The organism is Treponema socranskii subsp. buccale (genome assembly GCF_024181585.1).
Lineage (GTDB): Bacteria > Spirochaetota > Spirochaetia > Treponematales > Treponemataceae > Treponema_D > Treponema_D buccale.
Genome location: NZ_CP054258.1, coordinates 901,602 through 925,563, shown reverse-complemented (window position 1 = coordinate 925,563; position 23,962 = coordinate 901,602). Strand labels below are relative to the sequence as shown.

Sequence of the window (23,962 nt, the reverse complement as noted above, 5' to 3'; positions counted from 1 at the left end):
TTGAATTATACCGATAAAACAACGTTCGCTTAAAAACGCGCGTTTATCACACGGAAACTTTTACGGAAAAATTATGAAACGGCAGATCATTCATATCGATCGGGAAAAATGCAACGGCTGCGGCGCCTGCGTGACCGCATGCCACGAAGGAGCTATCGCCATGGTAGACGGCAAAGCGCAACTCATCCGCGACGATTACTGCGACGGTATGGGAGACTGTCTCCCCGAATGCCCGACGGGGGCTATCACGTTTGAAGAACGGGAAGCCGCAGCCTACGATCAAAAAGCGGTCGAAGTTCACAAAGCCTCGCGCGCCGCTCTTCACGCGCGGCAGGGAGAGTGCAGCGGCGAAAGAAGTTTTCATCGTGCGGGAGGATGTCCCGGATCCGCTTCGCGCACCTTCGATCGAAATGCCGCATCTCCCCTGCATGCGTACCGTCCGACTGCCTGTCCGGGTTCCGCACTCCGATCGTTTGACCGGGAAGGAGCCGACGCTCCGCACTCCCCGTCTTTTCAAGCTATGCCCGTCCCCTCATCGCAGCTTCGGCAGTGGCCCGTACAGATCAAACTCGCCCCTCTCCGCGCTCCGTATTTCGACGGCGCGCACCTTTTGATCGCGGCGGACTGCACCGCTTACGCATACGGAAATTTTCACAACGATTTTATTAAAGGCAAAACGACGCTCATCGGCTGTCCGAAACTCGACGAAGGCGACTACACGGAAAAGCTTGCTGCGATTATCGGCGAAAACAATATCAAAAGCCTCACCGTCGTCCGCATGGAAGTGCCCTGCTGCGGCGGCATCGAAAGCGCTGCGGTAAACGCGCTTAAAGCGAGCGGAAAATTTATTCCGTGGCGAGTCGTCACCGTTTCATGCGACGGCCGTATTTTGGACGAGTGAAGCACGGCGGGTGCAAACGCTGAGCGCTTCGCGCATAATGTCAGCGGGCGCATCGCTTTACGGATCGGTTTCAGCTGTATAAATATACTTTAATATCGCATATTTATACAATTAAATCGCCGGGCGAAAATCGCACCGCCCGTCTCAAAACAGGTCGATTTTCCGTACTTTTTTGCAAATTTCGGAAAAAAATTATTAATTTTTGCTGTCCGCGTCATTGCATAAATATACGGTTTATTGCTCGACAACCGGCTCCCGCTCATTCTTCCCGCACGCGGTACACGCCCTTCGTTTCGCACACAAAGCGTTCTTCGAGCAAACGAAGGGCGGCTTTTTCCAAGCGCGAAAGAGAGATGCCCTCCGAGCGCGCAATTTCAGAAAGCGTGGTCGATTTTTTTTCGGTAAGTTGCCGAACGATGGCGCCGCGCGCTTCGCGGAGAGAGCCGCGGAAAGGGGACTGCCGCACGTAGTGAGCACTTTTTTGCGACGGATTTTGCACGCGTTTTTTAAGCTCGGCTCCGTAATCCATGAGCGCCCAGTACCATTCGCGTACATTCGTTTTGTCGAGCGTCAGTTCGACGAGAGGAAGAATTTCCGCATCGGATACTTTTTCGTTTGTGTTTCCGAAAAAGAAAAAAATAAACACCGAGCGGATATTCGTTTCGATAAAGACTTCGGCTTTGTTAAACGCAAAGGCCGCTACGGCGCCCGCCGTATACGGTCCGATCCCGGGAAGAGATTCGAGGAGTTTTCTCTCGCGCGGAAATTTTCCGCCGTAAGAAGCGCATACTTCTCTGCACGCTTCCTGCAGATACTTCGCCCGCCTGTTGTAGCCGAGTCCGTTCCAATGCGCAAGCACATCCGAAAAAGGCGCCGAAGCGAGAGAGGGCGCATCGGGAAACGCTTCGATCCACGCTTCGTATTTCGGAACGACGCGAAGCGTCTGTGTCTGCTGCAGCATCATTTCCGAAACGAGTATTTTGTACGCGTCGCGCGTTTTCCGCCACGGAAAAACCCTCGCTCGCTCTTTATAATTTTTAATAATCACCGCTCGAAAATCGTCGACCGCGTCTTGAGTTAATGTCATGCGTTTTTCGTCCCGCAGCCGCTCAATCGATTTTTTCGACAAAGCCGCGCGATACCAGCTCTGCAAGGATATCGTCCGCGATCTCTTCAGGAGTTTTACGTTCGGTGTCGATAACGATATCGGCGACTTTTTCGTAGGCGTCGTTGTCGATACCGTAGGTTTTTTTATAGCGTCTCGTATCCTCTCTGTCGCGCATCGCAGTAAAATCGGCGATGCTCTGCAAATCGCCTCCTTCGCGTTTGAAGATGCGCCGAGAACGCGCGAGGTCGCTCGCTTTGAGATAGACTTTTATGTCGGCTTTTTCGAGCATCCAAATCGCAAGGCGAGAGCCGAGTACGCAGGATTCTTTTTCGGCGAGTTCCACTTGATGCGTATCGATATATCTGTCATAGCCGTCGTCGTTTTTCGCGTTTTCGATAACCTGTTCGAGCGTAAGCCCTCTTTCTTCGGCGAGCTGACGGAACGTATAATTGACAAGTTTGATGCCGAGAGAACGCGCAAGGAGAGAACTCACCGTCGTATTGCCGCAGCCGGATTTTCCCGAAACCGCAATGCGGAGTTCCCTGCCGTCTTTAATTTTATACCGTGCCATACATTTCCTTATATTTTCCTTTTGTCGATTATTAATTTATTCGACGTTTCGAGCCTGTTCGCGTATGTTTTCGAGGGCGTCTTTTGCGGCGATTACTTGGGCGCTGACGTCGGCGAATTGGCTTTTGCTGCCGATCGTATTGATTTCACGGTTTATCTCCTGACACAAAAAATCGATTTTTTTGCCGGGAGCGTCGTTCGTCAACATTTCGTTTTTAAGCGCTTCGAGATGGCTTTGCAGGCGGACGACTTCTTCGTTTATCGTATACTTTACGATCATGGCGGCGGTTTCGGTCATGATGCGCTGCTCGTCGGCAGCGTCTCCCAAAAGTTCGTTGAATTTTTGCGCAATCTGCTCTTTAAAAAGAGACTCCATTTCGCCCTGGCGCTTTTTAAAAAAATCCGCGGCTTGGAAAAGCGTTTCGAGTTTTTCTTCTATGTCGCAGGCGAGGTTTTCTCCTTCCCGTTTTCGGTCATCGCAAAAGGATTCGAGAGCGTCGGTAAAGACCGGAAAAATCATATTCCGATATTTTTCCATGTCATAGGTCATTTCGGTTTTGAGTACGCCGGGCTGCGAGGCGACGATGGAAAGGATGTCATTCTTTTGCGCACCGACAGCCGATGCAATATCTAAAATCGCACGGGCATAAAACTTCGCGGCGGGAATGTCGGCGGTAACGGTACAGTCGGCGTTCGTTTCTTTTACGCGGATAAAGACATCGACTTTTCCGCGCACGACTTTTTCGGCGATCGCTTCGCGGAAACGCTTTTCGAGTCGATTCAAATACGGCGGGAGATTTATCGTCACGTCCGAAAAACGCGCGTTTACGGATTTTATTTCGACCGAAACGGAAGCGTCTCCGCTATCCGCTTCACTGTAAGCATAACCGGTCATGCTCGTCATAGCGCAGTCCTCATTTTTTTGCCGCATCCTTGCACGCGGCAAAAAGAGCGGTGCCGAGTTTCCAGTTGTCACCCGCGCCCATCGTTACGAAAAGACAGCCGTTCGGAAAATCGGCTGAAAGCGGTTTTGCCAATTCTGAAAGCGCAAAGTCTTTCGCGTCGAGCACTTCTTCAAAATAATGAACGTTTCCGCGATGCGCTTTTGTTTTTTCGAAAAGCGTTTTTCCGGTAACGCTCATCCCTTCGGCGCTTTCACGCGCGGAAGCGTATATTTTATGCAGGATCACTTCGTCGGCATCGGAAAAAGCCGAAGCGAATTCTTCGAGGAGAGCTGAAGTGCGCGTATAGGTGTGCGACATAAAATCGACGATGATTTTTCTGCCGCCGTAAAATTCACGGAAACCTTTGAGCGTCGTTTTGATCGCCGTCGGGTGATGACCGTAATCGTCGATAAAGACGACGGAGTTTTTGCCCGCGAACGCTTTTCCGATAACTTCGCTCCGCCGCTTTCCGCCTCTGAAATTTGCAAGGCCGCGTACGATCCGTTCGCGGTAGAGATCGGGATCTTTTCCGTCGCTTTTAATAATTTCCCGCACGAGGGCGGAAGCCGCGCACGCGTCGAGCACTTCGTGTTTTCCGGGAACGTAAAGAGAAGCCTCTCCCAAAAAGCCGATCGAAAAATGCTGCGCTTCGTTTTCGGTTTTACCGATCGTCAAGCGGTAATCGCCCTGCGCCTTTTCCCCGTAGGGGATCATTTCGATGTCGCCCCTCTTTTTATATGCCGCTTCGGCCGCGGAGGCGGCGCCCCTGTCGTCCGCGCAGTAGATGAGGGTGCCGCCTGACGGCAGCTTGCAGATAAAATCGATAAAGGCATTTTTGATGTCTTCATAGGTCGGATAATAATCCTGATGATCGCTTTCGACGCTCGTCAAAATTATCTTTTGAGGATGGAAGGACATAAAGTGGCGCCGGTATTCGCAGGTTTCCGCGACAAAATAATTGCGAGATTTTTTTATGTCGTAGTTTTCGCTTGTCATCGTGCAGCTTCCGCCGAAAGAGGCGATGGCGGAGCCCGCAAGCACTTGCACGGGGATATCCGTTTCTTCGAAAATCGTTCCGACGATTCCGGTCGTGCTCGTTTTACCGTGGACGCCCGAAACGGCGGCGCTGTAAGACTGCGCGGAAACTGCTCCGAGCGCTTCGGTGTATAAAAGACAGGGGATACCGCGAGAGCGCGCTTCGATTAAGTCGGGATTTTTTTCAGGATCGTACGCCGACGAATAGATGACGTAATCGATATCGTCTGTGATGTTTTTTTCCGAAAACGCTTGGGCGCGTATGCCGAGCTTTTCGAGGACGGCGTCGGTGTAAAACCTTTCCGCAACATCGCTTCCGGTTATAAGGGCGCCGCGTTTTTTGAGGATTTCGACGAGGGCTGCCATACCGGTGCCTTTGATGCCGACGAAGTGAACGCGAACGCCGGTAAAATCTTTCGGAAGAGAGATTTGTGACATGGCGCTATTTTAGCACAAGCGCAAAAAACGCACAATGCGGAGATTTTATATTACCGAGCAATGAAAATATCGAAAAAATTACGCCTGCACGTTGAGCTGTAAGTACACTTGATCCGCCAAACCGAAACCGGCGTTTTTTGTAAGCTGTGTCGCGTATTCGTCATACATCATGTCTTCGTACATTTGAGAAGCAAAACTGTCGCCGCCGAAAAGAGAAGTCTTCGTAACGGTGCTGCGCATCGACGACACCATGATTTTGACGATGTAGGATTCGAGTTCGAGCGATTTTTCGTAGAGTTTGCTCGTCCTGTCGATCGTCGCGCTTTTTGCGTGAACACCCGCGCCGTTTGCCGCAGCTCCGACGGGAAGCGCTTTTTTATCGCTTTCGTTCGTAAACGTATTTGCAAAGCCCGAAGCGAAATCTCCGTTTAACCGCCCGTCTTCGACAACCCGTTCGGATGCGACGGATGCGCTTTGAAAGGAAGCGGATGCGCGTATGCGTTTTACCAAATCGGAAAAAGAAGCGCCCTCTCCCGCTTCCCGCGCTTTTTGCATCGTTTCCGTTCCGTTCAATAACGACGAGTTGACGCTGCTTATCTTCATCTTCCCTCCAAAAAACTTTTGCAGAAAACTTCAGTTTTCGAAAAAGTTTTTTGACGTGCGCATAAGCGCACACGTCGAATAATCGAGTTTGCCTTGCAAACTCGAGATAAAAAGCGGCGGCGATATCTTAGACACCGCTTTTTATCGTTCCTCCAAAAAACTTTTGCGCAAAGTACGAATATCCCACGTCTTATGCATGAGACACACGACCCTCTAAAAATAACGTGTAACGTAAAAAATCGGCTACACTCCCGGCAGCGACACTGCCGTTCACCGCGGCAGACCGTAATCGGAATCGGACTGCGCAAAATTTCTTCGAAATTTTGCTTGCCATCGGTCTGAGCGGCTCGGCGGCATTGCCGCTGCCTCGCGTTCCGCCTTTTTTTATGTATATACGCTTCTTTTCTATGTACACATTTCTCATACGTAACCCATCACGGATATCCCACGTCTTACGCATAAGACACGCTATTTTCTAAAAATAACGTGTAACATAAAAAATCAACTACATTCCCGGCAGCAACACTGCCGTTTGCTCGGGGAACTTCGCGCTCCGCGCTCGTTCAAGTGACGCGGTTTAGCGCTTTAAGCTCACCGCAGTGCCGAGCATGGTGTCGGACGTTTGAATCGCTTTGCTGTTAAACTCGTACGCTCTCTGCGCGACGATCATCGCGACCATTTCGTTGACGACGGATACGTTGCTCATTTCAAGGAATTTGTGTTCGAGTTTTCCCATACCCTCAAAGCCCGGGCGGCTTGCGATCGGAGCGCCGGACGCATTCGACACTTTAAAGAGGTTGTCGCCGTCGGCTTCGAGTCCGATTTCGTTCGGAAAGCGGTAGAGTTCGAGCTGTCCTACTTCCGTCGGCTCCGTCTCTCCGTTTATCTTTACGCCGACCCTTCCGTCCTGACTGATGACGAGGGTCTGCACGTCGTAGCCTTCCGGTAAAATGATCTCCGGCATAACGCGGTTACCGTCGGATGTGAGGAGCTGGCCGGTCGAATCGACTTGAAACGAACCGTCCCTCGTATAGGCGTAGCTGCCGTCGTATTTTTGCACGCGGAAAAATCCGTCTCCGACGATGGCGACGTCTGTGGAAACTCCGGTGTGCTGGAGCGAGCCCTGATGCATGATGCGTTGCGTCGCGCCGACTCTGACGCCGTGCCCCTGCTGGATGCCGACGGGCGTCACCGTGTCTTCGGTCGCGGGCGTACCTGCGAGCTTTGCCGTTTGATATATCAAATCTTCGAATTCGACGCGCTGCTGTTTGTAGCCGGTCGTATTGACGTTTGAGAGGTTGTGAGAAATCGCATCGATATTCGTCTGCTGACCGTTCATACCCGTCGCAGCCGTCCATAAACTTCTGACCATATCGTCCTCGCTGTCCTTATTAAATCATCCTATTTTATCCGTGCTGATAGAGCGCAACGCGCGACCACAGCGTTTCCATCATCGAGTCTTCGCTTTGAATCGTCTTTTGATTCGCTTCGTACGCGCGGTTCACTTCGATCATCCGCACCATTTCGTTGACGACGTTTACGTTCGACGTTTCAACGTATTCCTGCAAAACACGCGGGCGTTCGTTTCCTTCGGCGATATGGGCGGGACCTGCGATATCGTTCGTGTTGTACAGGCTCTCTCCCATCTTTTTCAAATAGCGCTCGTTGTCGAAGCGCACGATTTTCAGCCTGTCGATTTCGTTGCCCTCTTCGTCGATGATCTTCCCGTCTTCCCGCACGGTAAACCGATCGTTTTCAAGCGTGATGATGCCTTTTTCACCCATAACGGGATAACCGTCTTTCGTTTCGAGGATGCGCTCTTTACCGATAAAAAAATTTCCGTTCCGCGTATAGCGCTCGCCGATCGGCGTCTGCACGGTAAAAAATCCCTTGCCTCCGAGCGCAAAATCGGTTTTCGTACCCGTCGTTTTAAATGAACCCTGTTCGAAATCGGTAAACTGTTCGTTCGTTTCGATACCGAGTCCGAGCTTTCCGATAATCGGAGCGGCGTCCGCGCTGCCGAAGGGCGTTTCGTAAACACCGTCGGCGTTCGTCCGCCGTAAAAGGAGTTCCGAAAACGATTTGCTCACGCGGACATCCCGTTTGTAGCCCGTCGTATCCACGTTTGCAAGGTTGTTCGAAATCGCATCGAGTCTGTTCTGCTCGCCGTTCATGCCGCTTGCACCTATATACCAACCGCGTATCATAACTGCCTCTCATAAAAACTTTTGCAGGAAGTTGCAACTTCCGAAAAAGTTTTTAGCCGTGCGCGAGAGCGCACATGTTAAATAATCGAGTTTGCAATGCAAACTCGAGATAAAAAGCGACGGCGATATTTCAGACGGTGCTTTTTATCATTCCTCTTATTATTGTATCGGCGAAGAAAAACGCCGTGTTTAGCAAAAATAATTTGCAAAATACGCAGTCATGCTTTATACTGAATTACAGATATGCTTTGATTTTACAGCGATTCAAAGCACGGGAGGTATGATGCCCGATAAAGAAAAAGATTTATGCGTTCTTTCGATCATTCTCGGAGGCGGAAAAGGAACGCGGCTTTTTCCGCTCACAAAAGTCCGCTCGAAGCCGGCCGTTCCGTTCGGCGGAAAATTCCGCATCGTCGACGTGCCGATTTCAAACTGTATCAATTCAGGCTACAAAAAAATATACCTGCTCACGCAGTTCAATTCGTTTTCGCTGCACATGCACATAAGCAATTCGTACAACTTCGACCGCTTTTCACACGGCTTTGTCGAAATACTGGCCGCAGAACAGACGCTCGAACACACCGGCTGGTACGAAGGAACCGCCGACGCGGTGCGGAAAAATTTTCCGCACTTTAAACCGCAAAAACCGACGCACTATATCATCCTTTCAGGCGATCAGCTGTACCGCATGGACTTGCGCACGTTTATGACATCTCACCTCGAAAGCGGTGCCGACGTAACGATTGCGACGACGGCGGTAAACAGGAGCGACGCGTCGGGCTTCGGCATTATGAAGATCGACGGCGAAAACCGCATCACGGAATTCATGGAAAAGCCCGCACGGGACATGAATATCGACGATTGGAAAATTCCCGAAAGCTCGCGCGGCAATCTGCCTCCGGAAAAAGAATACCTCGCATCGATGGGTATCTATATCTTCAACGCTCCCGTCATGGATGAAATGCTCGACAACGATATGACCGATTTCGGAAAAGAGATAATTCCCGCGGCGATAAAAACGAAAAAGATCAATTCGTACATCTTCGACGGCTATTGGGAAGATATCGGAACGATCGGCAGTTTTTACGAAGCGAATATCAATTTGACCGAAACGACTCCGCAGTTCAATATCTACGATGAAAACGAGCCGATCTATACGCATATTCCGAACCTTCCGCCGTCGAAAATCAATAAAGCCGATATAAACGCTTCGATCACGGCGGAAGGATGTATCATCACCGAAAGCCGCCTCAATCACTGTGTCATCGGCATCCGCTCGATCATCGAAGCGGGAAGTTCTCTCGACGGGGTGATTATGATGGGCGCCGATGCCTACGAAACCGAAGCGTCCAAACGCTGGAATGCAGAACACAATATACCGGATCTCGGCATCGGAAAAAACTGCCGCATCGCTCGTACCATAATCGATAAAGACGTGCACATCGGCGACAACTGCTCCATCAACGTAAGCGGAAATCAGTATGAAGAAGGCGACCACGGCTTGTTTTATTACGCGGACGGTATCATCGTCATCAGAAAGGGCGCGGTCATCCCTTCGAATACGGTGATTTAAGGCGGGCGTTTTCGTGACGGATTCGATGTACGATAAGCTCGGCGATTTGCTCAAAGCCGCCCTCGAAAAAGGAGAGATTCCGAAGCGCGGTGAAAAAAAAGCCGAAGCGAATGCAGGTACGAACGAGCGCCCGCACGGGTTCGAAACGCGGAGCAAATCCGGAGAAGCGGATATGCTTCATGCGTCAAACGGCGGAGAGCGGATAAAAAACAAAACTAAAGCGCAGCGTACGGCAATGCACGGCGGAAAAAGGGGCGGCACAAAGCTCAAAATTGAAAATATCTTACATACAAAAGATAAAAAAAATATCGGCCAAGTGCTCAAAAGCGAAAACGGAGCCGAGAGGGCATTTCCTTTCGAATCGCTGCCCGCTCACATCCAAAAAGCCTATGAAGCGCTCGGCGTAAAAGCGGGTGCGGACGAAAGCGAAATACGGAGCGCGTACCGTAAAAAGCTCAAACTCTTTCATCCCGATTCGAACAGCGAAAACGAAACGGTACAGCGTGTCGCACACAAAAAGACCGAAGAAATCGTCGAAGCGTATAAAGCGATACTCGCGTATAAAAATTCGATCCGTTAAACGCGACGATTTTGCCATCGAGTAAAAAAATACAAAGCGATACGATATGCGCGCGCAGGAATTTAATCAGGTGTAAAAACACGCTTTCGTACTCTTTGCTAAAACTCGCACGAATGACGAGCCGCTTAAACTCCGCTTTCCCCTACGCCGTATTCCTGCAGTTTTCGATGCAGTGTTTTCCGGCCTATGCCGAGAATGTCCGCCGTTTTGCTTTTGTTTCCCTTGTTCGCGGCGAGGTTTTCGCAGATGATCGCTTTTTCCGCATCGTCGAGCGTCGTACCGACCGGTATCGTAATCGATGGCGCGGCGATCGATGCGCTCACCGTCGGCGGTAAATCTTCCGGAGTGATTTCGTTTCCGCCGCACATAACGACAGCGCTTTCGATGCAGTTGCGGAGCTCTCGGATATTGCCCGGCCAATCGTACTTGTACAGGAGGGCACGCGCACGGTTATCGATGCCCGTAACGTTTTTGCCGTTTTCTTTTGCATATTCTTTTAAAAACGCATTCAATAAAAGCGGAATATCGTCACGCCGTTCGCGAAGCGGAGGCACGGCTATGTGTACGACGTTGAGCCGGTAATACAAATCTTCACGGAATCTTCCCTCTTTTACTTCTTTTTCCATATCGCGGTTCGTCGCAACGATGACGCGCACGTCGATGTCGATCGTCTTTTCTCCGCCGACACGGATGATTTTATGATCCTGCAGCACGCGCAAAAGTTTTACCTGCACGCTCGCGTTGACTTCGCCGATTTCGTCGAGAAAAATCGTGCTTTCGTGCGCGAGTTCGAAACGCCCCTTTTGCATTTTTTCGGCGCCGGTGTACGCGCCTTTTTCGTGACCGAACAGTTCGCTTTCGAGCAGCGTTTCGCTCAAAGCCGCACAGTGCACTTTTATCATTTCGTGAGCGCTTCGCGGAGAGAGATTGTGGATCGCATCTGCGACGAGTTCTTTTCCCACGCCGCTTTCGCCGGTTATCAAAACGGACGCTTTCGTCGGTGCGACTTTTTTGATAAGCGTAAACACTTTTTGCATCTCAGCACTTTTGCCGATCATATTGTCGAGCGTATGAGCGCTTGAAACTTCGGCTTTCAGCTGCGTGTGCTGCAGCGAAAGCTCTCTCCGTTCGAGAGCGCGCTTGACAAGCATCGAAAGCCGGTCGAGGTTGAGCGGCTTTGTCAAAAAATCGTAAGCGCCGTTTCTCATCGCATCGACGGCCGCGTCGATACTTCCGTGTCCCGTAAGCACGATGACCGGTATGCCGGGCGTTTCCGTCGTCACGCGGCGGAGCACTTCTTCGCCTGAAATACCATCCATGCGGAGATCGGTGATAACCAAATCGATGTCGCCCTTTGCGATACAATCGAGCCCTTCTTTTCCGTTTGCCGCAAGGCGCACTTCATAGCCTTCCATTTCGAAAGCGGCGCCGAGCCCTTCGCGGATATTTTTTTCATCGTCGATGATAAGGATCGTGAATTTCATTTTTTCGCCATCTTGTCCGCAATCTTTGCCGAATCGTCTTTGATCCGCTGCGTTTTATGTTCGCCGAGCAATTTTCTGTCCGTCTGCGGCACGGGAAGCGTTATCGTAAAAACGGTGCCTTCGCCCGCGACGGATGAAACTTGAATATCGCCTGAAAATTCCTTAATAATTTTATACGCGATCGTCATGCCGAGCCCCGTCCCCTTCGCTTTCGTCGTAAAATAGGGTTCGAAGATGTGAGAAGCGGTTTCTTCGCTCATGCCGATTCCGTTGTCCGAAATCGTTATGATGTAAGCGTCGTCCTTTACAAAGGTTTCGACGGCGAAGAGTCCCGGACACTGAGCGTCCGATCTTGCTGCCGTGCAGTCGGAATATTTTTCCCGTATCGCCGAAAGAGCGTTTTGCGCCATATTGATAAACACATCTTTAAAAAGTTTTTCGTCGATAAGAAGGCGCACCGTTTTTTCGTTTACGCGCACACTGACCGTAATGCAGCTGTCGTGAAATTCCGGCGCGATAAAAGCGGTCGTCTCTTTAATAAGCTTTCCGATATCGACGAGCTCGAGCTTTGCGTTCACCGGACGGACGGCCATGAGAAAGTCCATCACTTTTTTATTGAGGTTATCGATTTCTTCGTTTACGGTATCGAGATGCGCTTCGAGGAATTTTTTATCGGGCAGTATGCCGCTTCCCTCTCTCGCTTTTTTTACCGCTTTTTGCACAAGCTGTACGTGAATACCGATGGCGCCGAGCGGATTTTTGATTTCATGCGCCATGCCCGCCGCAAGGTTCGTCAAGCCCGCAAGATTTTCCATGCGGCGAAGCAGTATTTCCCGATTGCGTTTTTCGGTGATGTCGCGCACGGTAACGATGGAGCCGGATACTTCTCTCTTTTTAACAAGAGGCAAAACCGTAAGCGTTATAAAGCGCACGCTGCCGCCTGCCGTCTCGGTCGTAAATTCGTCGGAAACGTTCGATCGGTTGTGTTCTCTGCAGTCATTTAAAAAATCTGCGATTTCGGCATTGTCGACGAGGCGCGGGAGCGGAATGCTTTCCGCTTTCGGATCGTCGGGGCGGATCGAAAAGGGTACATAGCGTTCGGCCGCTTTATTCGTCAAAATCAATTTCCAATCTTTATCGACGATGACGAGCCCCGTCGAAAGAGATTCCAAAACCGAATCGAAAATTTCATTTTCGCTGCATACGTCTTTTAGGAATTCTTTTACCTGCTCGGAAGGAAGCTTTGCGATTTTTTCGCTGACGCGTCTGAAATAATCACTCATAGGCGGCCTTAAAGACGAAATCGTGCGTTTTGTTGATTTTAAAAAACGTCCGCGTGAGGTTTTCCAATGCGGCAAGGGGAGACTCGTTGTAGACGGAAACGGCGAGCCAACACTCCCTGAGAGATGCCATACATTCGGCAGAACTTTCGGCGCCCGAAGCGCTTTTTGCAAGCGGCTTTTGCGCGCGCGCGATGCCGTCGAGGAAGATGCGGAACATGAGACGCGGTTCGAAAGAAGCGCAGTCTTTTAAGATCTTTGCGCAGTCGGGTATCGCGTTCGATGCGACGCTCTTGAAAAAAGATGCCGCACAATCTCTGATTTTTTCGGGAGCCACGGGAAGGAAGGTTTCAAAGTATTCGCCGAGAGTTCCGTTCCACGCATCGTCGTGAAAAATACGGCGTACGACTTCAAGCTGTTCGGAAGCCGTCCGCTCGCGGAATCGATACGGTCTTACGCGGGAAAGGATCGTCGGCATGACGGACGAACGTTTTTCCGTCGTCAAAATAAAAACCGCGTCTTCCGGCGGCTCTTCGAGAATTTTCAACAGCGCGTTCCGCGCGCTTTCGTTCATGCGCTCGGCGTTTTCCAAAACGACCGTCTTTTTTCCTTCGGACGATTTTATATGCGCCCATGCGGAAACGGCACGTATGTGTTTGATCGGAATCGCATCCGGCAAAAAATCGGATTCGAGTTTTCGGCACAGTTTTTGTATTTCGCCGCACGTCTTTTCAAGCGTTTCGACATCCGGCAATTCGTGCGGAAAATCGATCGTTTCCATATATTCGTCTACGGAAGCGATGATGGGTGCGATCTTCGAAAGCTTGTCGTCGTCCTGCAGCACGACGGGATTAAATCGCATCGTCAATTTTCTCACGCTGCGCAAAAAAAGATAGCGGGCGCTTCGTTCATAGGGCGCGCGCTTTTTGTGCGCCGAAAGAAAAACCGAAAGACACGAAGCGATTTCAAGCGTGCAGTCGCGTGGGCCTGCGAGTATCGTATTTTGATGGACGAGGGCTTTATGACGGAGACACGAAGGACACGTACACTGCCACGCGCCTTTTTCTTCCCCCGTGCACGAAAGAACGCGGGCACACTCAAGCGCGCACGAAAGTTTTCCCGAAGAGGCGGGGCCGTAAAAAAGAAGAGCGCCCGGAAGGGACGATGAACGTATGTCATTTTCAAGAAGCGAAGATGCTTCCTGCAGGATAATGTTTTCAAACATCAGGCAGGCAGCTCCTGAAGCTTCGTTTCCGAAACTCTGATAACGCCGTCGAGCAGCCGGTAAAAGATGCTCGAATCGAAGAGCGGACGGGTGTCGAACCACGGCTGCACTTTGAGTGCGACGATGATGAGGGAGATGACTGCAAACCCTTCGACGATACCGAACACAAATCCGAGCGCACGGTCGAGTCCCTGCAAAATCTCTCCCGAAAAGATGCGGCTGACGATTTCCTGAACGATCTTTACGACGAGAAAGGCGATAACGAAAATCAATAAAAACGAAACGACTTTTGCCAAAAGCGCGTTAGGGATGCCGTCGCGGACAAAGGGTTCGAGAAGCGGCGTACACAAAACCGCAGCGACGATGCCTGCGACAAAGGCGGCTTTGCCGAAAAATTCTTTTATCAAACCGCGGGAAGCCGCCGTTATGACGAAAAAAAGCAAAATCAATAAAAAAACGATATCGACCGGCGCATAGGAATACGGCATCGCTCATGATCCTCCGAATATCGCAGTATACACGATTTCGGCAATCTTTTCACTAGGCTTTCCGCATCCGACAAGGGCGGCGCAGTTTTCGCTCATGAGACGCCTCTCTTCGCTCGACGAAAGTTTTTCAAGCGCACGCAAAAGTTCTTCCGAATTCGCTTTTTCCCGCGAAAGCACGATCGCCGCCCCCCTCTCCTCAAAATAGCGCGCGTTGTCTTCCTGATCGCCTCTCGTACCGGAACCGGTAAGCGGGATGAGCACGAGCGGCTTTTTTAAAACGGCGCATTCCCAAATCGAATTCGCTCCCGCGCGGGAAAGCACGATATCGCTCGATGCGATCACATCGCTCATTTCGGAATACAAAAACGGATACTGAGCGTAGTCCGCGTGCCGGACAGTGTCGGCGTTTTTTACTCCCGTTTGATGTACGACGAAAAATGACGCGCACAAGCGGTCGAGATTTTCTCTGACAAGTTCGTTTATCTGCACGGCTCCGGAACTTCCGCCGAGAACGAGGAGAACGGGCTTTGTATTGCCGGAGCTATTTAAAAACGCGCGGCCGCGTTCGGGTGAAGCGCGGTAAAAAGCTTCCCTGACGGGATTCCCCGTTACGATTATCTTTTTGCGATATGCCGCCTTAAAAAATCTTTCGGTTTCTTTGTATGACACGAGGATGCGCTTTGCCGCGATGCTGTTGATTTTCGTCGCAAGTCCCGGAGTAAAATCGCATTCGTGCGTATACACCGGAATGCCGAGCAGCTTTGCGGCTGCGCACGGCGGGACGCTCACAAAACCGCCTTTGGAAAAGAGGACGGCGGGTTTTAATTTTATTAAAATCGCAAGAGAGGCAAAAAAACCTCCGACGATTTTAAACATATCGGAAACGGTTTTCAGAGAAAAATAGCGGCGAAGTTTTCCCGCAGGAATTCCGTAAAACGCGTCCGCACTTTTCCGCCCCGCTTCGTCGACGTTTTTTTCAACGACAGTTTTATCCATGCCGGAAGAAGATCCTATCCAGCAGATGGTAAGGGCAGCTCCTCGCGCCGCAGCCTTTTTGCGCAGTTCGTCTGCAACTGCAAGTCCCGGATAGATGTGGCCGCCCGTGCCGCCGCCCGTAAATACCGCTGTGATCGATGTATCGTTTTTCATATAGTTTAAAAATAAAAAAACGGCAGCTGTGCTGCCGTTCGTATGCCACCAGTTGGAATCGGACCAACGACACATGGATTTTCAGTCCATTGCTCTACCAACTGAGCTATAGCGGCATATCGCTTACTTTACCCGATTTGCGTTTTTATGTCAAGCAGTCAAAAGGGCATTATCAAAAAGGCATGGGGATAAAAAAAAGCCCGGCAGCTACCTACTTTCCCGCTTGGAAGCAGTATCATCGGCGCAAGGGAGCTTGACTTCCGTGTTCGGAATGGGAACGGGTATTTCCTCCCCGCCATGGCCACCGGGCAATAATTGCCGTAAAAAAAGAAAAGGAAGAAGGGGCAGGGGTAAAACAAAGCACCTGCCGTCGTTTCACACGAGCTTTTATGTGCTGTATGTATAGTGTTTCGCGCTATAGCACGGGAACGATAATATGGTCAAGCCTCACGACCTATTAGTACTGCTCGGCTGTGCACGTCGCCGTGCCTGCACCTGCAGCCTATCAACCGGATAGTGTCTCCGGGGTCTTTAGGAGGGTTATACCCTCAGGGATGTCTCATCTTGAGGCGGGCTTCCCGCTTAGATGCTTTCAGCGGTTATCCCTTCCGAACGTAGCCACCCGGCACTTACCCTTGGCAGGATAACCGGTATACCAGAGGTTCGTCCGCTTCGGTCCTCTCGTACTAAAAGCAGCTCCTCTCAAACTTCCAACGCCCGTAACAGATAGGGACCGAACTGTCTCGCGACGTTCTGAACCCAGCTCACGTACCGCTTTAATTGGCGAACAGCCAAACCCTTGGGACCTGCTCCAGCCCCAGGATGCGATGAGCCGACATCGAGGTGCCAAACTTTCCCGTCGATGTGAACTCTTGGGGAAAATCAGCCTGTTATCCCCGGAGTACCTTTTGTCCGTTAAGTGACGGCGCTTCCACTTGCCGCCGCCAGATCACTAAGACCTGCTTTCGCACCTGCTCGTGATGTCTCACTCGCAGTCAAGCCTCCTTGTGCCTTTACACTCGTACGATGATTTCCAACCACCGCGAGGAGACCTTCGCGCGCCTCCGTTACCCTTTAGGAGGCGACCGCCCCAGTCAAACCGCCCGCCAATCACTGTCCCCCTTCCGGCTTCACGGACCGGAGTTAGAAATCCCATCCGCCAGGGCCGGTATTTCACCAACGGCTCCACGCACGCTGACGCGCACGCTTCACAGCCTCCCGGCTATCCTACACATGGCGGATAGAATCCCAGTGATAAGCTGCGGTGAAGGTTCACGGGGTCTTTCCGTCTAATTACGGGTATCCGGCTTCTTTACCGGAATATAAGTTTCACCGAGTCCCGCGTTGAGACAGCGCCCAGAATCGTTACACCATTCGTGCGGGTCGGAACTTACCCGACAAGGAATTTCGCTACCTTAGGACCGTTATAGTTACGGCCGCCGTTTGCCGGGGCTTCGGTTCGGAGCTTCGCATTGCTGCTAACCCCTCCCCTTAACCTTCCGGTACCGGGCAGGTGTCACCACCTATACGTCCCGTTGCCGGTTCGCAGATGGCTGTGTTTTTGGTAAACAGTCGCCTGGGCCTGCTTTCTGCCGCTCACATCCTTATCAGCGTGAGCCACACTTCTTCCGAAGTTACGTGTGCTTTTTGCCGAGTTCCTTAACGCGGGGTCGCTCGTGCGCCTTAGATTACTCATCCTGCCTGCGTGTGTCCGTTTCCGGTACGGTCCGACTCAGCCTAGCTTTAGACAGTATTTCCCGGCACCTTGATTACATCCGCTTCGCTTCGCCTGCGCTCCGCTCCCCGTAACGGCTCAGCTCAAGGGCTCTTTTAACCGCCCTCTCAACACCTTACCGCTTGGACAGAAACTACCGTTCTTCTGCCGGATTTCACCTCATGCGTCCTGCCTTCAAAACTGAGCCGGGTATCGGATTTTGAACCGATTTCCCATCGACTACGACTTTCGTCCTCGCCTTAGGGGCCGACTTACCCCGGGCAGATTGCCTTTACCCGGGAATCCTCAGGCTTTCGGCGGACGGGAATCTCACCCGTCTTTTCGTTACTTGTGCCTGCATTCTCTCTTCCGCTTCCTCCAGCGCCCCTCACAGGTACGCCTTCTTCGGTTAGCGCAATGCTCCCCTACCGCCCGCATCTCTTACAATGCGGGCCCGCGGCTTCGGTATAACGCTTAGCCCCGTTACATTGTCTGCGCACGCCTGCTCGACCAGTGAGCTGTTACGCACTCTTTTAAGGAATGGCTGCTTCTGAGCCAACCTCCTGGCTGTCTGTGCAGACGCACCTCATTTCACACTGAGCGTTATTTTGGGACCTTTGCCGTCGGTCCGGGCTGTTTCCCTCTCGACTATGAACCTTGGAGCACACAGTCTCACTCCCATGCGTTGGCGGATGGCATTCTGAGTTCGATTGGTGTCGGTAGACTGTGACGCCCCCTATCCCATCCGGTGCTTTACCTCCTTCCGCTTTGCATGAGGCTGTCCCTAAAGGCATTTCGGGGAGAGCCAGCTATTTCCAGGTTTGTTTAGCCTTTCACTCCTAATCACAGGTCATCACTACCTTTTTTAACAGATTACTGTTCGGCCCTCCAACAGGTTTCACCCTGCCTTCAGCCTGCCCATAATTAGATCACCTTGGCTTCGGGTCTGCGTCACGCGACTTTTCGCACTTTTCACACTCGCTTTCGCTCCGGCTCCGGATCTTCCAACCCTTAGCCTCGCCGCGCAGCGCAACTCGCAGGTTTATTCTACAAAAGACACGCCACAACGCTCGCGCGCCGTGACATCTTGTCGGTTTGCGGTTTCAGGTTCTCTTTCACTCCCCTCACCGGGGTTCTTTTCGCCGTTCCCTCACGGTACTCTTCGCTGTCGGTAGCTGTCTCGTATTTAGCCTTGGATCGTGGTCGACCCGGATTCAAACAGGGTTTCTCGTGCCCCGCCCTACTTAGGTACCGCACCATGGAGTCCGATATCTTTCGCATACGCGGCTTTCACGCTGTCTCGCGCGCCTTTCCAGACGCTTCCGCTAAATATCGGTTTTTTCACCAACTCCACGGGTCATCCCCGTGCGGCCCTGCAACACCCTACAAAAGGGTTTAGGCTCCTGCGCGTTCGCTCGCCGCTACTTGCGCAATCTCTTTTGATTTCTCTTCCCGCGTTACTTAGATGGTTCACTTCACGCAGTATCGCTCCGCCGCAGTATCTTCTTCCCGCGCGCGGTGTATGCCTTACGACATACGGGTTACCCCATTCGGCTATCTGCGGATCTCAGGATGTGTGCTCCTCCCCGCAGCTTTTCGCAGCTTACCGCGGCCTTCTTCGCCGGACAGCTCCCAGGCATCCGCCGCAAACCTCTTCTCGCTTGACCATATTCTCTTTCCCGCGCCTAAAGCTTCCAACCGCTCCAGCGCTCAAACCTTCTTCCCTTCCCTATATTTTCAAAGAGCATAAGGCTGTCGAAAAAGTAATCGACTTTTGAGACGGCCCTCTCACATCTGTCCTTTTTGAATCTGGGACAGAATAGAGTTGAACTATTGACCCCCGCCTTATCAGAGCGGTGCTCTAACCAACTGAGCTACTGTCCCGTGTTTGATAATAGCCGCACGTGCTTGCTGCTCAAGGGGCACAGGGAAAGAAAGAAAGCGAATGCTGTTCAAACCGATACGGCTCGAACAGCCTGACGCATGCGGGTTGCGCGCGTACACTGCGCGCTCCTCTTCCCTTGGAAAAGGAGGTGATCCAGCCGCACCTTCCGGTACGACTACCTTGTTACGACTTCACCCCCCTCACAAAGCGTACCTTCGACAGCGTCCCCCTTGCGGTTGGACTGCCGGCTTCGGGTACCCCCTGCTCGGATGGTGTGACGGGCGGTGTGTACAAGGCCCGGGAACGTATTCACCGCGCCGTGCTGATGTGCGGTTACTAGCGATTCCAGCTTCATGAAGTCGAGTTTCAGACTTCAATCCGGACTACGACCGCTTTTCTGCGTTCTGCTCCGCCTCTCGGCTTCGCCCCGCTCTGTGGCGGCCATTGTAGCACGTGTGTAGCCCTGGACATAAGGGCCATGATGACTTGACGTCGTCCCCGCCTTCCTCCTGCTTGTCGCAGGCAGTTCCGCCTGAGTCCTCAGCTCTACCTGTTAGTAACCGGCAGTAGGGGTTGCGCTCGTTGCGGGACTTAACCCAACACCTCACGGCACGAGCTGACGACAGCCATGCAGCACCTGTCAAGAGCCGTATTGCTACGCTCACATATCTCTATATGATCCCTCTTGATGTCAAACCCAGGTAAGGTTCCTCGCGTACCATCGAATTAAACCACATGCTCCACCGCTTGTGCGGGCCCCCGTCAATTCCTTTGAGTTTCACCCTTGCGGGCATACTCCCCAGGCGGTACACTTATCGCGTTTGCTTCGGCACGCACGCTCTTGCGCACACGCCCAGTGTACATCGTTGACTGTGCGGACTACCAGGGTATCTAATCCTGTTTGCTCCCCGCACCTTCGCACCTCAGCGTCAGTCGTCCGCCGGTATCCTGCCTTCGCCATCGGTGTTCTTCCGCATATCTACAGATTTCACCCCTTCACGCGGAATTCCGGATACCCTTCGGCAACTCCAGCTCGCCAGTTCTCAATATAGCTCCGGAGTTGAGCCCCGGTATTTCTTACCAAGCTTGGCGACCCGCCTGCATGCCCTTTACGCCCAATAATTCCGAACAACGCTCGCACCTTACGTGTTACCGCGGCTGCTGGCACGTAATTAGCCGGTGCTTATTCCTGCCCTACCGTCACCATGCAGGCATTTCCTCCTACACTTATTCCTCGGACAGAAAAGAACTTTACAACCTTCCGGCCTTCTTCGTTCACGCGGCGTCGCTCCGTCAGGGTTCCCCCCATTGCGGAATATTCTTACCTGCTGCCTCCCGTAGGAGTCTGGGCCGTATCTCAGTCCCAATGTGTCCGTCCGCCCTCTCAGGCCGGATACCCGTCCTCGCCACGGCGGGCCGTTACCCCGCCGTCCAGCTGATGGGCCGCAGACCGTTCCCGGCGCGGAGCCGAAGCTCCTTTCCCGCTGTCTACCTTCCGTATACAGTGATCTATCCGGTATCACCCTCTATTTCTACAGGCTGTCCCGGGCATCGGGGTACGTTATCCACGTGTTACTCACCAGTCCGCCGCTCTCGGCATTGCTGCCTGCCGCTCGACTTGCATGGTTAAGACGCGCCGCCAGCGTTCGTTCTGAGCCAGGATCAAACTCTCCATCATTATTTTTCCCGGATTGCTCCGGGGCTAATTACGTTTCGTTTGTCCCCGCTTGCTCTCGCTTAATTCGGGAGACTTTTATATCTCCGCATGCGTCTTGCTTTCTTTCCTTCCCTTTGCCTGTCAAACAGCGCACCCGCGGTTTGAGCGGGTAGCTTGTAATTTACTACTTTTTCCCACTCCCTGTCAAGTACTTCACCCCAACACTTTGCAAACATTTTTCAGAGTTTTTCCTCAGTTCCCGTCCCCCGACAGGACGGCTGTTCCCCATTCGGCAGGCAGCGCATGTACATTGTACCGCACAACCGCGGGCGCAGCGCGGCTCTGCAGCAGCTGATATACACAACGGCAGCCGCGTTTTATGACAAGGGGATTTTCGCTGCAATAGGCAGCAGCCCCAGAAAGCGTTCGAACGAAACCGGCTTGTAAAAATTTATTAATTATTAATATCGCTTTTCGCCCTTTTCATCATAGCTTTTACGATCTTCTTCCAATCATCCACAAACCACTGCGGACTTCGGGGGACGGCATTTGCTCCCTGCGCTAAAATCCATTCCATAACTTTCAGGACTTGCGTTGAAGAAAATTCTATCCGTGTTTTTTCTTCATCTTCAAAATCAGTAAGTTTCTGATTGTCCGCCCAAAGACGCTCTTTTACATACGGCCGAGCGTCTCCGTAAAAATCGATTATAAAATCGACGGGATCTTCCGACACAAATGCGCCGAACTTTCCGCCGCCGCAATAGACAGAAAATTCAAAATCATCGGGGATTTCAAAATGCTCGTCCGTAACAACATAGTTCTTCATTCGGTTCAGAGCGAAAAGGCGCACAGCTTTTTTATTCAAATCATAGCCGAATAAAAAACAAAGCCCCTCATCCATAAGGATCTGATACGGCGCGACGCGGCGCCGTGCGGATTTCGGGTTCCACCTGCCGCTATACTCAAAATCGACAACTGCGTTTTCCTGCAAAGAACGTATAACTTTTTTCCAAACATCTTCATTTGTTACGACTTTCGGAACGGGCGGAATGGCGATTCTCTTTAAAAGAGAACTTTTGCTCAAGCCCTGTGTGTCCGTTACAAAATCAATAACTTCGGAAATCGATTTATAAATAGGACTTCCTTCAAAACTTGAGAGTAATGTCTTTGCTGCCGAAAGATAAAAAACATCCTCTGCGGAAATATCATTCAAAGGGAATTCAAAGGCATTGCTGTAATAATAGCCGCCTTTGTGTCTGTCAAATTCCAGAGGTGCGTGAAAATAAGTACGAAGCATATCGATATCGCGGTTAATTGTAGCTTCGCCGACTTTGCTGTAGCCTGTCGTCTCGCAGTAAAGCCGCTGTAACTTCAGATTATCGGGATAAGTTCCGGATTTAATTGCTCTATGGATGATATTTATCCGTTCAAGTATTTTTCTGTTCAGCTGCCGTGTCTGTTGTTTTTTGTTTTCTTGCTTCATAATGATATTATAACATAAATTACTATCATTCGGTGATAGTGAATAATTTTTATTTTTTTTGAAACTATCGTGATATGATAGAGAATGTGTGGTATAATTTAAACAAGAGGTAAAAGACTATGCTTTCAACATTTGAATATTCAGAATTTGAAAAACGAAAAAACTTTAAATTGGACAAGTTAATGAACGAATGGATAGAACAGTTATCAAAGAATAAAACTCCCATTGATAACGGAAATAAGGAAACAACAACCCCTCAAGATTGTTTTGCAAAAGACGGTTTTTTCCCCGGATATTTCGATCAAAAAAGAAAAACGGTTTTTATAGGTCGTGAAACGAGAAACATCGGAGGTTATGACTTTAGAGATACGACAAAAGAATTTTTTGACAAGGATTTTAGCAACAAAAATTCATGGTGGCGCCATATTCTTTATATCGTATACGGCATTAAAACCGAGGGGGAATTCCCATTCGAAAATATTCCGACAGCCTTGGAAATACTGAATAAAATGCGTGAAACTAATGATTTCGGATTCGCCTGTATAAATATTTCAAAATACAGTAATGACGATCCTGATAATTGGGAGACTAATACAGACTTGGTTGATCGTTTCTTAAAAGATTCGGAGTTGGAAAAAACAAACTTTTTTCAAGAGCAATTAAAAATATTGGACCCCGATATAATCATAACAGCCAATTTATGGGACGGTACGATTGCTGAAAACTACATAAATTTATGCTTCCCCGGTGAATTTTCAAAAAATAAAACACTTACTCATAACAAAGAAGGCGTCGCCGCATACGGCAAATATAATCTGAACGGCAAAGAAATAGATTATATCGATTTGTTTCACTTCTCCGCAAACAAGAGCGACGAGTACTGTTATTACAATCCCGTTATGAAGATTTTGTTTAATAAAGCCAGAAAATAATTTTTCCGCTATCGTGATCTGATATTCTCCCCTGTTACTATATCTGTAAATCTTAACAGGGGAATCAACTCTCTGTTCATTAAGACAAAATTCGAATGGCGGAATATCAGTATATAAATTGTCGAAATCTGCTTTCTCTTCCGAATGAGATTGCATCCGTTTTCAGTACTCTCGGAGTTCCGCCAAGGTTATACGCTCATTCGCTGCTTGTTCACGATGTTGCAAATAAATTGCTTGAAAAGCTAAACGGTACGTGGAAAAATCTGAACATCAATAAAGATCTCGTCTTATTCGGTGCAGCCGGTCACGACATAGGAAAAAGCGTTTACATCAACGAACTTTCGGAAGAAGGGCATAGGCACGAACGGGAAGGTTTTCGCCTTTTACGGTCTCTCGGTTTTTCCGAAGAAAAATCACAATTTGCCGCCTCTCATGCTTTGTGGTCCGAAAGTTCAACGCTTGAAGAACTTGCGGTTTCACTTGCCGATAAAATCTGGAAGGGCAGTCGTGTGCCGGATTTGGAAGATTTGGCGGTCGCAAAAATCGCAGCCGTAACAAACCGTGAACGCTGGGAAGTTTTCCGTTCCTTGGATACTGTCATTCAAGCAATCGCAAGAGATTCCGACAAACGATTATTTTTTCAAAATAATTTTTCCGCTATCACGCTATGATAGCCGCCTGTGTTATATTTTTTATAAACAGTCAG

18 protein-coding genes, 2 tRNA genes and 3 rRNA genes are annotated in these 23,962 nt (G+C 50.6%); 5 read left to right on the top strand and 18 right to left on the bottom strand.

Features of this window, described 5'->3' with window-relative positions; translation table 11 throughout:
* The first annotated feature begins 73 nt into the window (after positions 1-73).
* Positions 74-901, top strand: a complete 828-nt coding sequence (locus HRI97_RS04085) for an ATP-binding protein (protein WP_253726774.1) — start codon at positions 74-76, stop codon at positions 899-901.
* Between the two features lie 259 nt (positions 902-1,160).
* Here HRI97_RS04085 and HRI97_RS04080 read toward each other — a convergent pair whose 3' ends face one another.
* The 7 genes from HRI97_RS04080 to flgF form a co-directional block, all read right to left on the bottom strand.
* Complete coding sequence (locus tag HRI97_RS04080; protein WP_253726772.1) at positions 1,161-1,988, bottom strand: HhH-GPD family protein; 828 nt, start codon at positions 1,986-1,988, stop codon at positions 1,161-1,163.
* A gap of 22 nt (positions 1,989-2,010) precedes the next feature.
* On the bottom strand, positions 2,011-2,580 hold the full coding sequence (gene cmk, locus HRI97_RS04075) for a (d)CMP kinase (protein ID WP_253726770.1): 570 nt from the start codon (positions 2,578-2,580) through the stop codon (positions 2,011-2,013).
* 36 nt (positions 2,581-2,616) lie between these two features.
* Positions 2,617-3,483 carry a YicC/YloC family endoribonuclease gene (locus HRI97_RS04070; RefSeq protein WP_253726768.1) on the bottom strand — a complete coding sequence of 289 codons (867 nt, stop codon included), beginning with the start codon at positions 3,481-3,483 and terminating at the stop codon, positions 2,617-2,619.
* Positions 3,484-3,493: 10 nt separating this feature from the next.
* Complete coding sequence (murC, locus tag HRI97_RS04065; RefSeq protein WP_253726766.1) at positions 3,494-4,996, bottom strand: UDP-N-acetylmuramate--L-alanine ligase; 1,503 nt, start codon at positions 4,994-4,996, stop codon at positions 3,494-3,496.
* A 78-nt stretch (positions 4,997-5,074) separates the two neighbouring features.
* Positions 5,075-5,599, bottom strand: a complete 525-nt coding sequence (locus HRI97_RS04060; protein WP_253726764.1) for a rod-binding protein — start codon at positions 5,597-5,599, stop codon at positions 5,075-5,077.
* A 577-nt stretch (positions 5,600-6,176) separates the two neighbouring features.
* The gene (gene flgG, locus HRI97_RS04055; RefSeq protein WP_016520395.1) at positions 6,177-6,971 is read right to left on the bottom strand and encodes a flagellar basal-body rod protein FlgG; all 795 of its coding nucleotides are present in this window, start codon (positions 6,969-6,971) and stop codon (positions 6,177-6,179) included.
* Between the two features lie 34 nt (positions 6,972-7,005).
* Positions 7,006-7,806 (bottom strand): flagellar basal-body rod protein FlgF, encoded by an 801-nt coding sequence (gene flgF / locus HRI97_RS04050; RefSeq protein WP_253726762.1) that lies wholly within the window; start codon positions 7,804-7,806, stop codon positions 7,006-7,008.
* A 283-nt stretch (positions 7,807-8,089) separates the two neighbouring features.
* On the opposite strand from flgF, the gene HRI97_RS04045 reads away from it, so the two are divergent.
* Both HRI97_RS04045 and HRI97_RS04040 read left to right on the top strand, forming a co-directional pair.
* Positions 8,090-9,379, top strand: coding sequence for a glucose-1-phosphate adenylyltransferase (locus tag HRI97_RS04045; RefSeq protein WP_253727289.1), 1,290 nt, complete (start codon positions 8,090-8,092; stop codon positions 9,377-9,379).
* Between the two features lie 13 nt (positions 9,380-9,392).
* A complete protein-coding gene (locus HRI97_RS04040) occupies positions 9,393-9,959 on the top strand; it encodes a J domain-containing protein (protein ID WP_253726761.1) in 567 nt (188 codons plus the stop codon).
* A 125-nt stretch (positions 9,960-10,084) separates the two neighbouring features.
* On the opposite strand, the gene HRI97_RS04035 is transcribed toward HRI97_RS04040, so the two are convergent.
* From HRI97_RS04035 to HRI97_RS03985, 11 genes are all read right to left on the bottom strand, one after another.
* Positions 10,085-11,443 (bottom strand): sigma-54-dependent transcriptional regulator, encoded by a 1,359-nt coding sequence (locus HRI97_RS04035; protein ID WP_253726759.1) that lies wholly within the window; start codon positions 11,441-11,443, stop codon positions 10,085-10,087.
* Positions 11,440-12,726, bottom strand: a complete 1,287-nt coding sequence (locus HRI97_RS04030; RefSeq protein ID WP_253726757.1) for a two-component system sensor histidine kinase NtrB — start codon at positions 12,724-12,726, stop codon at positions 11,440-11,442. Before HRI97_RS04030 ends, HRI97_RS04035 begins: the two co-directional genes overlap by 4 nt.
* Positions 12,719-13,948 (bottom strand): DNA polymerase III delta subunit-related protein, encoded by a 1,230-nt coding sequence (locus HRI97_RS04025; protein ID WP_253726755.1) that lies wholly within the window; start codon positions 13,946-13,948, stop codon positions 12,719-12,721. Before HRI97_RS04025 ends, HRI97_RS04030 begins: the two co-directional genes overlap by 8 nt.
* Positions 13,948-14,436 carry a CvpA family protein gene (locus tag HRI97_RS04020; RefSeq protein WP_253726753.1) on the bottom strand — a complete coding sequence of 163 codons (489 nt, stop codon included), beginning with the start codon at positions 14,434-14,436 and terminating at the stop codon, positions 13,948-13,950. The genes HRI97_RS04025 and HRI97_RS04020 overlap by 1 nt, the downstream gene beginning before the upstream one ends.
* Before the next feature lie 3 nt (positions 14,437-14,439).
* Positions 14,440-15,585: an undecaprenyldiphospho-muramoylpentapeptide beta-N-acetylglucosaminyltransferase gene (gene murG, locus HRI97_RS04015; protein WP_253726751.1), complete on the bottom strand. Its 1,146-nt coding sequence runs from the start codon at positions 15,583-15,585 to the stop codon at positions 14,440-14,442.
* A 43-nt stretch (positions 15,586-15,628) separates the two neighbouring features.
* Positions 15,629-15,701: transfer RNA gene (locus tag HRI97_RS04010), tRNA-Phe, on the bottom strand.
* Positions 15,702-15,783: 82 nt separating this feature from the next.
* A 5S ribosomal RNA gene (gene rrf / locus HRI97_RS04005) occupies positions 15,784-15,894 on the bottom strand.
* Positions 15,895-16,021: 127 nt separating this feature from the next.
* A 23S ribosomal RNA gene (locus HRI97_RS04000) occupies positions 16,022-18,966 on the bottom strand.
* Between the two features lie 143 nt (positions 18,967-19,109).
* Positions 19,110-19,183 (bottom strand) — tRNA-Ile (locus HRI97_RS03995).
* Positions 19,184-19,325: 142 nt separating this feature from the next.
* A 16S ribosomal RNA gene (locus HRI97_RS03990) occupies positions 19,326-20,862 on the bottom strand.
* The 16S, 23S and 5S rRNA genes sit together here with 2 tRNA genes alongside, the layout of an rRNA operon.
* A gap of 433 nt (positions 20,863-21,295) precedes the next feature.
* Positions 21,296-22,324 (bottom strand): helix-turn-helix transcriptional regulator, encoded by a 1,029-nt coding sequence (locus tag HRI97_RS03985; RefSeq protein WP_253726749.1) that lies wholly within the window; start codon positions 22,322-22,324, stop codon positions 21,296-21,298.
* Positions 22,325-22,443: 119 nt separating this feature from the next.
* On the opposite strand from HRI97_RS03985, the gene HRI97_RS03980 reads away from it, so the two are divergent.
* Entirely contained in the window at positions 22,444-23,256 is an 813-nt protein-coding gene (locus tag HRI97_RS03980; RefSeq protein ID WP_253726747.1) for a hypothetical protein, read from the top strand.
* Positions 23,257-23,351: 95 nt separating this feature from the next.
* A complete protein-coding gene (locus HRI97_RS03975; RefSeq protein ID WP_253726745.1) occupies positions 23,352-23,927 on the top strand; it encodes an HD domain-containing protein in 576 nt (191 codons plus the stop codon).
* The last annotated feature ends 35 nt before the right edge of the window (positions 23,928-23,962 follow it).